Origin of the sequence: Geodermatophilus bullaregiensis (assembly GCF_016907675.1) — a bacterium.
In the GTDB taxonomy this organism is placed as follows: domain Bacteria; phylum Actinomycetota; class Actinomycetes; order Mycobacteriales; family Geodermatophilaceae; genus Geodermatophilus; species Geodermatophilus bullaregiensis.
The window spans coordinates 2,314,676-2,327,505 of record NZ_JAFBCJ010000001.1; the positions used below are offsets into that span (position 1 = coordinate 2,314,676).

At 76.8% G+C, this 12,830-nt stretch carries 10 protein-coding genes, 1 pseudogene and 1 riboswitch; of the genes and pseudogenes, 4 read left to right on the forward strand and 7 right to left on the reverse strand.

All coding sequences use genetic code 11. From position 1 onward, the window contains the following. Positions 1–21 precede the first annotated feature (21 nt). Both JOD57_RS10905 and JOD57_RS10910 read right to left on the reverse strand, forming a co-directional pair. The gene (locus JOD57_RS10905) at positions 22–1,353 is read right to left on the reverse strand and encodes a serine hydrolase domain-containing protein (RefSeq protein ID WP_204692048.1); all 1,332 of its coding nucleotides are present in this window, start codon (positions 1,351–1,353) and stop codon (positions 22–24) included. 15 nt (positions 1,354–1,368) lie between these two features. Next, positions 1,369–1,686, reverse strand: a complete 318-nt coding sequence (locus tag JOD57_RS10910) for a DUF3817 domain-containing protein (protein ID WP_204692049.1) — start codon at positions 1,684–1,686, stop codon at positions 1,369–1,371. Positions 1,687–1,791: 105 nt separating this feature from the next. On the opposite strand from JOD57_RS10910, the gene JOD57_RS10915 reads away from it, so the two are divergent. After that, a complete protein-coding gene (locus tag JOD57_RS10915; RefSeq protein WP_204692050.1) occupies positions 1,792–2,325 on the forward strand; it encodes a hypothetical protein in 534 nt (177 codons plus the stop codon). A 60-nt stretch (positions 2,326–2,385) separates the two neighbouring features. Here JOD57_RS10915 and JOD57_RS10920 read toward each other — a convergent pair whose 3' ends face one another. Beyond that, entirely contained in the window at positions 2,386–3,579 is a 1,194-nt protein-coding gene (locus JOD57_RS10920) for a C40 family peptidase (protein WP_307824609.1), read from the reverse strand. A gap of 13 nt (positions 3,580–3,592) precedes the next feature. After that, positions 3,593–3,739, reverse strand: a riboswitch (cyclic di-AMP (ydaO/yuaA leader). Positions 3,740–3,918: 179 nt separating this feature from the next. Between JOD57_RS10920 and JOD57_RS10925 the strand changes: the two genes are divergently transcribed. Both JOD57_RS10925 and JOD57_RS25360 read left to right on the forward strand, forming a co-directional pair. Continuing rightward, positions 3,919–4,143 carry a hypothetical protein gene (locus JOD57_RS10925; protein ID WP_204692051.1) on the forward strand — a complete coding sequence of 75 codons (225 nt, stop codon included), beginning with the start codon at positions 3,919–3,921 and terminating at the stop codon, positions 4,141–4,143. 60 nt (positions 4,144–4,203) lie between these two features. After that, positions 4,204–5,043 (forward strand): annotated as a pseudogene (locus JOD57_RS25360) (YhjD/YihY/BrkB family envelope integrity protein); the annotation flags it as partial. Between the two features lie 20 nt (positions 5,044–5,063). Here JOD57_RS25360 and JOD57_RS10930 read toward each other — a convergent pair. Then, a complete protein-coding gene (locus tag JOD57_RS10930; protein WP_204692052.1) occupies positions 5,064–7,619 on the reverse strand; it encodes a transglycosylase domain-containing protein in 2,556 nt (851 codons plus the stop codon). 103 nt (positions 7,620–7,722) lie between these two features. Continuing rightward, complete coding sequence (locus JOD57_RS10935; RefSeq protein ID WP_307824610.1) at positions 7,723–9,759, reverse strand: HelD family protein; 2,037 nt, start codon at positions 9,757–9,759, stop codon at positions 7,723–7,725. A 131-nt stretch (positions 9,760–9,890) separates the two neighbouring features. On the opposite strand from JOD57_RS10935, the gene JOD57_RS10940 reads away from it, so the two are divergent. Next, positions 9,891–10,907 carry a zinc-binding dehydrogenase gene (locus JOD57_RS10940; RefSeq protein ID WP_204692053.1) on the forward strand — a complete coding sequence of 339 codons (1,017 nt, stop codon included), beginning with the start codon at positions 9,891–9,893 and terminating at the stop codon, positions 10,905–10,907. Positions 10,908–10,909: 2 nt separating this feature from the next. Here JOD57_RS10940 and JOD57_RS10945 read toward each other — a convergent pair whose 3' ends face one another. Together JOD57_RS10945 and JOD57_RS10950 are read right to left on the reverse strand one after the other, a co-directional pair. Then, on the reverse strand, positions 10,910–11,575 hold the full coding sequence (locus tag JOD57_RS10945) for an acVLRF1 family peptidyl-tRNA hydrolase (protein ID WP_204692054.1): 666 nt from the start codon (positions 11,573–11,575) through the stop codon (positions 10,910–10,912). Between the two features lie 10 nt (positions 11,576–11,585). Continuing rightward, complete coding sequence (locus tag JOD57_RS10950; protein ID WP_204692055.1) at positions 11,586–12,800, reverse strand: MFS transporter; 1,215 nt, start codon at positions 12,798–12,800, stop codon at positions 11,586–11,588. Positions 12,801–12,830: the final 30 nt, after the last annotated feature.

Below are 12,830 nucleotides of genomic sequence, written 5' to 3' on the forward strand. Positions count from 1 at the left end.
CCCCACCTCCCGGGCGTGGGGTCAGGCGTCGGCGGACCAGCCGCGGGGGTCGACGCCGCCGGGCACGGGGGCCGCGGGGTCGTAGGGCGTGCGGGTGAAGACGAAGGTGCCCACGTCGAGGTGGTCCTCGGCGATGCGCAGCGGCTCGCCGGCGTAGTAGCCGTCCAGGCCCACCCACGCGCCGTCCTCGCGGCGGCGGAAGCGGCTGGCCCGCCCCGGCCGGCCGGGCAGCGGCCCCAGGTGCAGCAGCCCGCCGGACAGCGCGCGCAGCGCGACCGGGGCCGGCCCCCAGTACCAGACGCCCAGCCGCTCGAGCGGGACGGACGACGGCGAGGGCGACCACGCCTCGACCACCCGGGGCTCGGCGGCGCGCAGGTCGGCGAGCAGGCCCGGGACGAGTGCGTCCAGGCCGCTGGTGGTGTTGGCCAGCGAGACCGCGCCGGTGCCCTCCTCGCGGTCGACGAAGACCCCGGCGAGGAACCCGGGCATCGAGCCGCCGTGACCGGTCAGCGTGCGCCCGTCGACCCGCAGCACCTGCAGCCCCAGGCCGTAGGCCGACCACGCCGGGGAGGAGGGGTCGACGCCGGCGGGCACCGCCATCTCCTCGAGCGTCGCCGGGGACAGCACGTCGCCGGTGTCGCCGAGCAGGAAGGCGGCGAAGCGGGCGAGGTCGTCCAGCGTCGCCCACAGCTGACCGGCGGCGGCCATCACGCCGGCGTCGTGCTCGGGCTCGGGCAGGACGACGTCGGCCCACGGGTGCACCGCACACCCGTGCGCGGCCCGGCCGGAGGGCCGCGGCGTCGTCCGGGTCATGCCCAGCGGCGCCAGCACCTCTGCGGTCACGACGTCGACCCACGACCGCCCGCGCGCCCGGGCGACGAGCTCGCCGAGCAGGCCGAAGCCGAGGTTGGAGTAGTGGAAGCGGCGGGCCTCGCCCAGGACGACGTGCCCGCCGGCCAGCCCGAGGTCGGCCAGCGACCCGCCGGGCACCCGCTCCCACCAGCCGCCCGGGCTCTCGGCGGCGGCGCCGGCGAGGTGCGCCAGCAGCTGCCCGACGCTGCGGTCGCCGAACGGCGTGCCGGGCACGTGGCGGTCGAGCGGGTCGTCGAGGTCCAGCCGGCCCTCGTCGCGCAGCCGCAGCACGGCGACGGCGGTCACGGTCTTGCTGATCGAGCCGAGCCGGTACTGCACGTCGAGGTGCGGCTCCGCGACGTCGCCGCGGCCGGCCGACCAGGCCAGCCCGCCGCCGCGGACGACGCCGGCGACCAGGCTGGGCGCCCGGCCGTCGCGCTGCACGCGGGCGGTGCGGGCCAGCAGGGTGCGGGCGGTCGCGGGGAGCACGGGCTCGGCCATGCCCCGCACGGTAGGTCAGGCTCGCGCGGGCGCCTGCAGGCGGCCGGTGCGCGCGGCCCAGCGCTCGAACACGACGGTGGCCAGCGGCGGGATCGAGGCGGCGAGCGCGAGCAGCGCCGTCCACCGCGACCAGCCGAGCACCCGGGCGGCGACCAGCGCGACGACGAGGTAGGCGATGAACACCGCGCCGTGGACCGGCCCGAACACCTGGACGCCCACCTCGGAGGTCTCCGGGACGTACTTGACGTACATGCCGGCGAGCAGGCCCAGCCAGGACAGCGCCTCGGCGACGGCGACGACGCGGAAGGCGAGGGCGACGGAGCGGGGGTTCATGGCGAGCGGGTCCTCCGGGGGGACGGGCGGGTCTCCCCTGCCCAACGGCCGGCCCGCGCCGTGAATCCCGGCCGGTCGTGTGACCTGCGTGGCAGGGTCGGGCCCGTGCGGGGGCTGGCGCGGCGGGAGTTCTGCCTGGTGCTCCTCCGCCGGATGGCCGACCTGCGACCGGACCTGGTCGCCGAGGCGCTCCCCCGGCTGGGCGCCGACCGCGCCGCGGCGCACGCCGCGCACACGCGGTGGCAGGCGCTGCACCACGCGCCGCGGGCACCGCGCGGCCTGGCGCTGCGCGCCGCCGTCCTCGGGCCGGCCGAGCGGGTCGAGGCGCGCCGCCTCGGCGACCTCGACCTCGAGGTCCGGCACTGGCCGCTGCCGCTGTGGCCGCACCTGCGGTGGGAGGTCGTCTCTGGCCCGGGGGGCACGGTGCTGCACGAGCACCTCGTCCGGGCGCCCGGCTCGCCGGTGCCGCCGGCGGCCGAGGGGCGGCTGCGGGTGTGGGAGCACGTGGTCGCCGACGTCAGCGGCCTGCCGGGCGCGGTGGAGGTGGACCCGCAGGTGGTGACGCGCTGGGAGGTCCGGCTGCCGTCGGGCACCACCGCGGCGTTCGTCTGGGGGCTGCTCCAGCAGGTCCGGACGTGACCGGGCCCCGGCACCCGAGGGGTGCCGGGGCTCCGCGGAGCGGGCGGTGGAGCCCCTTCCTCAGGCGACGCGGCGGGCGCCGGCGTAGCCGCCCATCGAGTCGACGCCGGCCACCTTGACGACGTCGCCCGACGTCGGCGCGTGCACCATCTGCCCGTTGCCGATGTAGATGCCCACGTGGCTGACCGGGCTGTAGAAGAAGACCAGGTCACCGGGCTGCAGGTCGGCGCGGGAGACCGCCTGGCCCGTGCGCGACTGCATGGCGCTGGAGTGCGGGAGGGTGACGCCGGCGGCGCGGAAGGCGTACTGGGTGAGACCGGAGCAGTCGAACGAGCCCGGGCCGGCCGCCGCCCACACGTAGGGCTTGCCGCGCTGGGCCATGGCCGTGGCCACCGCCGTCGCGGCGGCACCGCTGCCCCCGCCGGAGGGGGCAGCCACCGGGGCGCCGGCCGTCCCGGTGGACGAGGAGCCGGACGAGGAGCCGGAGGACGAGGAGCCGGAGGACGAGGAGCCGGAGGACGACGAGGTGGCGCTCCCGGACGTCGCGCCCTCGGCGCGCTCGTCGTCGCGGCTGGCCCGGGTGTCCTCGGCGGCGTGCGCGGCCGCGGCGGCCTCGAGGGCGGCGCGCTGCTCCGCGGCGGTGAGCCGGGAGAAGTCGGCCTGGTAGTCGGCGATCTGCGCCTCGAGGCCGGCCTGCCGGGCGGCGACGTCGTCGTACTGGCGCTGCGCCTCGGCGGCGGCCTCCGCGGCGACGGCCTGAGCGGCGGTGGCGGTGTCGGTGGCCGCGGCGGCCTGGCCGAGCAGCTCGCCCTGGTAGCCGGCGACGCCCTGGAGCAGCGTGACCCGGTTGACGAACTCGTCGGCGTCCTGGCTGGTCATGAGCGCCTGCAGCGGGCCCATGCTGTCGCCGGTGTAGGCGGAGCGGGCGATCCCGACCACCTGGTCACGGGCGGCGTCGACGGCGACCTGCGCCTCGGCGAGCGTCGCGGCGGCGGCCTCGGCGGCGGCCTGCTGGGCGGTCAGCGCCTCGCGGGCCTCGTTGAACTGCTCGGTGACGACCTCGAGCTCGTGCCCGCGGGCGGCGACGAGCCGGGCGGCCTCGGCGGCCGTCGTCGGCTCCTCCGCCGCGGCCGGTGCCGGGACGGCCCCGAGGCCGAGACCCATGCCCAGGGCGCCGACGAGGGCGAGGACGGCGCGGCGACGTGACCGCGCGGGAGCGGGCGTGCCGGGGACGGACGTGCTCAGGGGCGCCACGGTTCGGCGTCTCTCCTTCTCCCAGGCCGCCTACCGGGTTAGCTGACGGGTTCGGGCGTGGAGTCGCCCGGCGCGCACGGGTGTCCGCGCGCACTTCACCCCGGGACTGCGATGGGTCCCCGGCCCGGTCCCCCTCACGGGCGGACCGGCTCGACGGCGTCCACGGGGTGCCACCCAGGTCGGTGACGGAGCGCCCCGTTGGACGTACGCAGCGTAAAGGGCGTGACCACCCCGTGACAATGAGTGAGTCACAATGACCTCACCCACACCGCCCTCCGGCCGCCGCCCGGTTGCCGCCACCCGGTTTGGGAGTGCCCCGGGACGAGCACGAGACCGGGCATGTGCTCCTCCACGCGGATGCGCCTCGCCCGGCCGCTCCTCGCGCTCGCCCTGCTCGGCTCGGTGGTCGCCTGCGGTGACAACACCGACTTCTCCCGGGGCCCGACCAACTGCGACGCCAGCGGGGAGAACGCGAGCAACGAGCAGGACGCGAGCTGCCAGGAGACGGGCGAGAACCCGGGCAACGACGCGCCCACCACCGACGACGCGAACCCGGGCGGCTGAGCCCCTCCCGCCCCGGCCGCTCGGCGGGCGCGTGACCGCCCGGACTGGTGGCATGAGCCGGTGAGCCCGGCGCGGAGGTGGACGGCGGCCCGGCTGGGTGCCGAGACGCGGGCGCTGCTGGGCGGCGCCCGCCGTCTGCTGCGCGGCCGCGACCTCGCCCTCATCGCCGCGGGGCTGACCTTCTACGCCGGCATCGCCGTCGTGCCGCTGCTGCTGGTGGCCGTCCGGCTCACCGCGCTGGTCACCTCACCCACCGAGGTGCGCGCCCTCGTCGACCGGCTGGCCGAGCTGCTGCCGGCCGAGCTGGGCGCGCCGGGGGCGGTGGAGCGGCTGGCCGGCGCCGGCGTCCGGCTGGACCTGCTCGGCTTCCTCCTGGCGCTGGTGCCGCTGTCCTTCTACGGCGAGGGGCTGCGGCGCGCCCTGCTGCGCTTCACCCGGCAGCGGGACACCGACACCCTGACCGGCTGGCGCGGACGGGCGCTCACCCTGCCGCTGGTCGTCGTCACGCCCGTGCTGCTGTACCCGCTGCTGCTGGCCGCCCGGTTCATGGCCGACCTGGCCCTCGAGGAGGGCCTGGGCCCGGCCGTCGGCCGCTTCTTCGTCGGGTACTACTCGGTGCTGTTCGTCCTCACCGTCCCGCTGGCCTGGGGCTTCGGGGTGGTGGCCGCCGGCCGGCACCGCCGTCGCGCGGTGGCCTCGGGAGCGCTGTTCACCGCGGCCTGCCTGTCGGGGTTCCTGCAGGGCTTCGTGCTGTTCCTCTCGCTGCCGCTGGACCTCGGGGCACCGTTCGGCGGCCTCGTCGCCGTGGGCGGCGTGGTCGCCGTCGGTCTCTGGATGTTCCTGCTGCACCTGGTGCTGCTGGCCGGGTGGCTGCTCACCCAGTCGCTCGACGAGCGGCTGGGCCGGCGCCAGCACCGGGATCACCCCGGGATCGGGACCGGGATCGGGAAGCGCGGGGCCTCGAAGGCCGGGACCGGCGGGGCCCCCGGCTCGGGCGCCGGCGGGGACCCCGGCTCGGGCGCCGGTGGGGGTCCGGGCGCGGGCGGGGGCTCCGGCGCGGGCGCCGGCTCGGGCGCCGGCTCGGGCGCCGGGGCCTCGGGGGCGGGGACCTCGGGGGCGGGGACCTCGGGGGCGGGGACCTCGGGGGCCGGCGACGGCGACTCGGCCGGCGGTTCGGCCGGCGCGGGCCCGGGAGCCGGCACCGGCCTCGGCGGGGGCGCAGGCGCGGGCGCGGGCTCCACGTAGTCGCTGCCGTTGCTGACCAGGATCGACACCTGCTGGCCCGGCACGGCGCGACCGCCCCGCGAGGGGCTGGTGCCCAGGAACGCGCCCTCGGGCTCGTCGCTGTCGACGCGCACGGTGCGGGAGGTGAACCCGGCCTCGGCCAGCGCGCGCTCGCAGGACCGCACGCCGGAGCAGCCGGGCACCGGGCGGGTGTTGCCGTCCTGCACGGTGGGGTCGGCCGGCGGGAACTCGCTGCTCCCGCGCGCCTGCAGGATCGGCGCCATGGCGTCCCGCCAGATCGTGGCGCCCTTGCCGCCACCGAACCCGCCGACGTCCTCGTTCTGCTTGGGGTTGAGCACCATGACGCTGGCGGTGATCTCGGGCGTGTAGCCGACGAAGGCCACCGAGAAGTTGTCCTGCGAGGTGCCGGTCTTGCCGGCGATCTGGTGCCCGGGGACGTGGGCGCGCGACCCGGTCTGGCCGGGGTTGCCCGGCTCGACGTCCTTGCGCAGCATCTGGTTCATCGTGTCGGCCACGCCCGGCGGGATCGCCTCCGGCGTGCACCGGTCGCCCACCGGCAGCGGCTCGCCGTCGGCGCCGACCGCGGGCTCGCCGTGCCGGTCGAGGACGGCGGTCACCGGGACGACGTCGCACTGGGTGCCGCTCGCGGCGAAGGTCGAGTAGGCGCTGGCCAGCGCCAGCGGGCTGGTGGCCTCGGCGCCGAAGGTGAACGAGCCGCGGTTCTCGTCGATGATCTGCTGCGGCAGCTCGGGCGGGCTGAACTGGAACAGCCCCATCGCCTCGGCCATCCGCACCGGCTCCTCGACGCTGCCGAGGGCGTCCTCGAGGGCGAGGAAGTAGGTGTTGGACGACTGGTAGAGCGCCGTCGTCAGGTCCAGGGTGGAGCGGTAGCCCGACCCGGCGTTGCGCACGCAGTACCGGCCGTCGGTGTCGCGGCCCTGGCAGGGGCCGCTGTACACCCGCGAGACGTAGGGCTCGGGCGCGGTGAGCGTGTAGTAGGAGGAGTACCCGCGGGCCAGCGCGGCGGCGGCCACGAACACCTTGTACGTCGAGCCCGAGCCCTGGCTGGGCCACGTGTGCAGGTTGAACGACTCCTGCGTCGGGTCGACCCGGTCGTAGCCGAAGGTCCGGTTGACGCTCATCGCCAGCAGGTGGCCGGTGCCCGGCTCGACCGCGGTGAACATGCCGGCCAGCGAGTCGTCCGGCGCCAGGGTCTCGAGGACCGCGGCGTCGCCGGAGCGCTGCAGCTCCGGGTCCAGCGTCGTCCGGACGACGTAGCCGCCGTTGTCGAGCTGCTCCTGGGTCAGCCCCAGCTCCTGGACCAGGTACCGCTGCACGAAGTCGCAGACGAACGGACCCACGCTGGCCTGCACGCAGCCGCGGCGCGGAGCCGGCGCGGGCGCGAGCCCGAGCGGCTCGGCCTGCGCGGCGGCGGCCTGCTCCGGGGTCACCAGACCCTGCTCGGCCATCCGCGACAGCACCTCGTCACGCCGCGCCGTGGCGACCTCGGGCGCGGTGAACGGGTCGTCGGAGGTGGGGCTCTGCACCAGCCCGGCCAGCAGCGCGGCCTGGGGCAGGGTGAGCGCCGCGGCGTCGACGCCGAAGAAGGCGCGCGCGGCGGGCTGGATGCCGTAGGCGTTCTGGCCGAAGTAGACGATGTTGAGGTAGCGGGTGAGGATCTCGTCCTTGCTGTAGACGTCCTCGACGGCCAGCGCCAGGCGGGCCTCGCGCAGCTTGCGGCCGAGTGTCTGCTCGGTGGCGGCCGAGCGCTCCTCGGCGGTGTCGGCGGTCTGCAGCAGGGTCTGCTTGACCAGCTGCTGCGTGAGCGTCGACCCGCCCTCGGCCACGGCGCCCGCGGCGATGTTGCGGGCCAGCGCGCGCGCCGTCCCCTGCACGTCGAGACCGTGGTGCTCGAAGAAGCGGGCGTCCTCGATGGCCACCATCGCCTGCTTCACGACCTCGGCGATCTCGCCGGACTCCACCGGGTCGCGGTTCTCGTCGTAGAAGTACGTGATCGGCTCGCCGTCGGCGGCGAGCAGCACGGTGTTGCCCGCGGGCGGGTCGCTGGTGAGCTCGGTGGGGAGGTCGCCGAGCAGGCCGGCCGACTGCTGGGCGGCCAGCGAGGGCGCGCCGACCCACGGGAGGAGCAGCCCGGCGACCAGGGCGCCGGCGACCACGATCGTGGCGGCCAGCCGCAGCAGGGTGCTCAGCCGGCTCGGTAGCTCGTCCATGGGCCTCCCTCCTCGGGCCGCGAACACTGCAACAGGTATCGGCACGCGCCACAACCACCCGCGCCGGACACCACGCGCCAGGGGCGCACGGGACGGGTGGGGCTCAACCGACGAGTGGGGCGGGCAGGTCGTCGCGGTGCAGGACGACGAGCGTGCTCACCGCGCGGGTGAGCACCACGTAGAGCCGGTTGAGCCCGCGCGGCTCGGCGGCGGCGATGGCCGCCGGGTCGGCGACGACGACGGCGTCGAACTCCAGCCCCTTGGCCAAGGTCGCCGGGACGACGGCGACGCGCGCGGCCGCGGCGTCGTCGTCGAGCACCACGGCCGGCAGGCCGGCGTCCCGCAGCAGCCGGGCGACGTCCGGCACCGCGGCGTCGGCGCAGACGACCCCGGTCGACCCCTCCCCCGCCGCGAGCTCGGCGACCACGGCGGCCAGCGGCCCGGCGAGGTCGGTCACCGGCCGCACCGCCAGCGAGCCGGAGCCGCGGCGCACGGCCGTGGCCGCCGCCAGCCCGGGGGCGATGGCCGGCAGCAGCCGGTTGGCGTAGTCGAGGACCTCGCCCGGCACCCGGTAGCCACGGGTCAGCGGGCGGACGGCGGTGCCGGGGCGGCCGAGACCGGTCAGCGTGGGCGCCCACTCCGACGGCGACCACGGGCTGGTGGCCTGGGCGAGGTCGCCGAGCACGGTGAGCGACCCCGCGGCCAGCCGGCGCGCCACCGCGCGGCACTGCATGGGCGAGAGGTCCTGCGCCTCGTCGACGACGACGTGCCCGTAGCCGGAGGTGCGCTCGATCAGCCCGGCGGCCTCGTCGACCAGGACGGCGTCGGCCTCGGTCCACGGGGCGGTGCGCAGCGACCGTGCCGCCGGCCGCTGCAGCAGCGCCTGCTCGTCGTCGGTGAGCAGGCCGCGGGCGGCGCGGGCCAGGACGCCGGGGTCGGTCAGCAGCGCGGCGACCAGACCGGCGGCGTCCCAGGCGGGCCACACGGCGTCGCAGAACGCGCGGACCTCGGGGCTGCGGGCGGCGCGGCGGGTCTCGGCGTCGGTGGGGCTGCCGCCGGCCTCCTCCTTCTGCCGCCGGGCGTCCTCGGCCAGCAGCAGCGCCAGCCGCTCACGTCCCGCGGCGTGGTGCAGCCGCTGCTGGTCGTCGGGCACCCGCCCGCGCCGGCGCAGGTCGTCGACGTGGCGCTTGAGCCGCTCCACCGGCACCCGGTAGCGGCGGCCGGCCAGCGGGACGAGGACGTCGTCGGCGGGCTTGGCGATCGACCCCCACAGCGCGCGGGCGAGCACCTCGGCCATCCGGGCGTCGCCCTTGAGGACGGCGACCTCGGGACGGTCCTGCGCCCGCACCGGCACCCGGCCGGTCAGCCCGGCGACCGTGGTCTGCTCGACGTCGACCTCGCCGAGGGTGGGCAGCACCTGCTCGATGTAGCGGAGGAAGGCCCGGTTGGGCCCGACGACGAGGACGCCGGTGCGGGCCAGCTGACCGCCGTGCGTGTAGAGCAGGTAGGCGGCGCGGTGCAGGCCGACCGCGGTCTTGCCGGTACCGGGTGCACCCTGCACGCAGACCGACTCGGCCAGCGGGGCGCGCACGATCTCGTCCTGCTCGGGCTGGATGGTGGCGACGATGTCGCGCATCGGGCCGCTGCGGGGGCGCTCGATCTCCTCGCGGAGCAGCGTGCCGTCGCCCTCCTCCCCCGCCCCGAGCAGCTCGTCCTCGTAGCTGGTGAGCTCGCCGCCGGAGAAACCGAAGCGGCGCCGGCGCACCAGGCCCTGCGGATCGGCGGCGCTGGCCCGGTAGAACGGCCGGCTCATCGGCGCCCGCCAGTCGATGACGACCGGCGAGCCCGCGGCGTCGCGGACGTGCCGGCGGCCGATGTGGAAGGTCTCCTCGCCGGTGTCGGTGCGCCCGAAGAAGGCGGGGACGCCGGGGTCGGCGGCCAGCGAGCGCAGCCGCTCGGTCCGGGCGGCACCCAGCCGCTCGGAGGCCCAGGCGTCCACCCCGGCGTCGACGACGGCGGAGGCGGCGGTGCGCATCTCGGTCAGGCAGTCCCCGGCGCGGGCGAGGTGGGCGCGCTCGGCGGCGAGGACGGGGTCGGTCGCGGTGGCGGTCCCGGTCGTGTCGATCGGTGTCACTGACACGGTCGGTGGACGTTACGCCCTCCCGCCGTCCCCGTCTCCTCCCTCGCAGCAGGAGGAGGCCGCCCGCCCGCGGACTCCCGCGGAGGCGCGCGGCGGTGTGGGACGGCGGGGCAGTGGGGAGGACCCGGGACATGCCCGACTCGATGCTCGCCGGCCGGCTCAACGTGCGCACCAAGCAGTTCGAGGTCAAGGAGGTGCCGCGGCCCACCCCCGGACCGGGCCAGGTCCTGGTCGAGGTGCGCGCCGCGGGCATCTGCCTGTCCGACGTCCACCTCGTCGACGGCACGCTGAACCCGCTGTTCCTCCAGGGCGAGGAGGTGACGCTCGGGCACGAGGTGGCCGGCGTCGTCGCCGGGCTCGGCGAGGGCGTGACCGGCTGGGCGGAGGGCGCGCGGGTCACGCTCCAGGCCGGCGAGGAGGTCGACGGCTGGATCCACACCCGCGGCGTCGACTACGACGGCGGCTGGGCGCAGTACGCGCTGTCCACGGTGGAGACGCTGGTCCCCATCCCCGACGACCTGCCCTTCGAGCAGGCCTGCATCATCCCCGACGCGGTGTCGACGCCGTGGGCCTCCATCGTGCGGACCGCCGGCGTGCGCGCCGGTCAGCCGGTCGGCGTGTGGGGCATCGGCGGCCTGGGCGCGCACGCGGTGCAGCTGCTGCGCCTGGCCGGCGCCGCGCCGATCGTGGCCGTCGACCCGGTGGAGTCCGCCCGGCAGCGGGCACTGGAACTCGGCGCCGACCTCGCGCTCGACCCGTCCGAGGACGTCGCCGCGCGGGTCCGCGAGCTCACCGGCGGCGCGGGCCTGGCCCACGCCTTCGACTTCGCCGGGGTGCCGCCGGTGCGCGAGCAGGCGGTGCGCTGCCTGGAGCGCGACGGCGGCCTGGTGCTCGTCGGCCTCACCGACCAGCCGCTGACCATCCGCAACGGCACCCAGTTCAGCTACTTCGGCCAGCGGCTGCTCGGCCACTACGGCTCCGAGCCCGAGCACGTGCAGCAGCTGGTCGGGCTGATCCGCCACGGCCGGCTGGACCTGTCCCGCTCGATCTCGGGCACCCTCCCGCTCGAGGAGGCCGCGCGCGGCATCGAGGCGCTCGAGCGCAAGGAGGGCAACCCGATCCGCCTGGTGCTGCTCCCCCACGGCTGACGTCAGGGGCGGTCGGCGGGCTCCACGACGTGGACCTGCACCGCGCGGAACTGCCCGGGCGTCGCGAGCAGCACCGCCTTCGTGGGCTCGCCGACCTCCAGCGCGGGCTCCCGGCGCAGCGCCGCCAGGGGCCGCAGCCGGGGGTCGGCGAGCACGTCGTCGACCATCCCGCGGTCGCCGCCGGTGAACAGCGCCGCCACGTCGCCGGCGGACGGCAGCAGGACCCGCGCGGCGGTGTCGGCGGCCGCGGTCACCACGGCGTCGGCCTGGTTCGCGCGACGGCGGGCGAAGCGCTGCTGGCTCCAGCCGCCGGCGGCGCTGCGACCCTGCACCAGGCGGGTGTCGACCTTGGAGACGACCAGGTCGGCGCCGGCGAAGACCCCGGCCGCCCAGCGCCCGCGGCGCACCAGCAGGACCGCCGCGCGCCGGGGCTGCCGGGCCGCAGCGGTGAACGAGGTCAGCAGCGGCGACGTGGGCGTCCAGCCGAAGGGCGCGCGCAGCGTCACGGTGCTGCCGTCGGCGCAGGTGAGGTGCAGCGCCCCGTCGTCGCCGGCGGTCGTCTCGAGGGACCCGTGCCGGGCGACGACGCCGTCCAGCCACCGGCCCAGCCGCTCCGGGGCGACGCCGAGGACCCGGCCGCCACCGGCCGCCGGCCGAGGACGGGTCACGCGCTCGGGCTCAGCCGGCCATCGCGGGCTCGGCGGCGTGCTCGGCCGGCACGTGCAGCAGCCGCTGGAACGCCAGCACGACGACGGCGGCGAGCCCCGCGGAGACCGTGGCGACCAGGAACGACGCGTTGGCGCCGTAGGTGTCGACGATCTTGCCCGCGACCGAGGTGCCGACGGCGACGCCGAGTCCCAGCGCGGTGCCGATCCAGGTGAAGGCCTCGGTGACCGCCGACCGCGGCACGATCAGCTCGGCGAGGGTGAAGGAGCTGATCAGCGACGGGGACACGGCGACGCCGGCGACGACGACCAGCGGGATCATCGCCCAGACGTTGCCGACGAGCGAGAGCGGCACCGTGAGCACGGTCAGCGCCACGAGGACCACCAGCAGCCGGTGCCGCAGCGGGTGCCGCCAGTGCACCGCGCCCCAGCCGATGCCGCTGGCCATGGAGCCGAGCGCCAGGCCGGCGATGAGCACGCCGGACAGCGCCATGGCGTCGACCTCGTCGGCGAAGGCGACCAGGGCGATCTCCAGCGTGCCGAGGATCGAGCCGACCGCGGCACCCACGACGAAGAGCACCTTCAGCCCCGGCGTGCGGATCGCCGCGGGGCCCCGGCGGGCCTCGTGCCCGTGCGGCGGCGGCTCGGTGCGGCCCTGCGCGGCGAACAGCAGCGCGCCGACGACGGCCAGCGCGAAGGCGGTGACCACCCCGGAGGTCGCGTGCCCGGTGGTGGAGAGGAACGTGACCAGCACCGGGCCGACGATGAAGACGAACTCGTCGACGACGGACTCCATCGCCAGCGCCGCCGGCAACCGCGTGGTGCCGCGCAACAGGTGCGTCCAGCGGACCCGGATCATCGAGGCGACCGGCGGGATGCACGCCCCGGCGAGACCGGCGGTGACGAAGAAGGTCCAGCGCGGCCAGTCCTCCTTGACCGCGGTCAGGAAGAGCGCGCCGGCGATGGCGAAGACGACGACCACCGGGAGCAGCGTCCGGCGCTGGCCGTGGGTGTCGGCCCACCGGCCGAGCACGGGCCCGGCGATCGCGGTGGTGACCGCGCCGGCGGCCGCGACGGCGCCGCCCAGGCCGTAGGACCCGGTCTCGGAGGCGACGAGCAGGACGCAGCCCAGACCCACCATCGACAGCGGGAGCCGGCCGATGAAGGCGGCGAGCACCATGGGCAGCGCGTGCGGCGTGCGCAGCACGTGCAGGTACGGATTGGGCACCGGGGTGGGACCTGTCGTCAGGGGACGCGG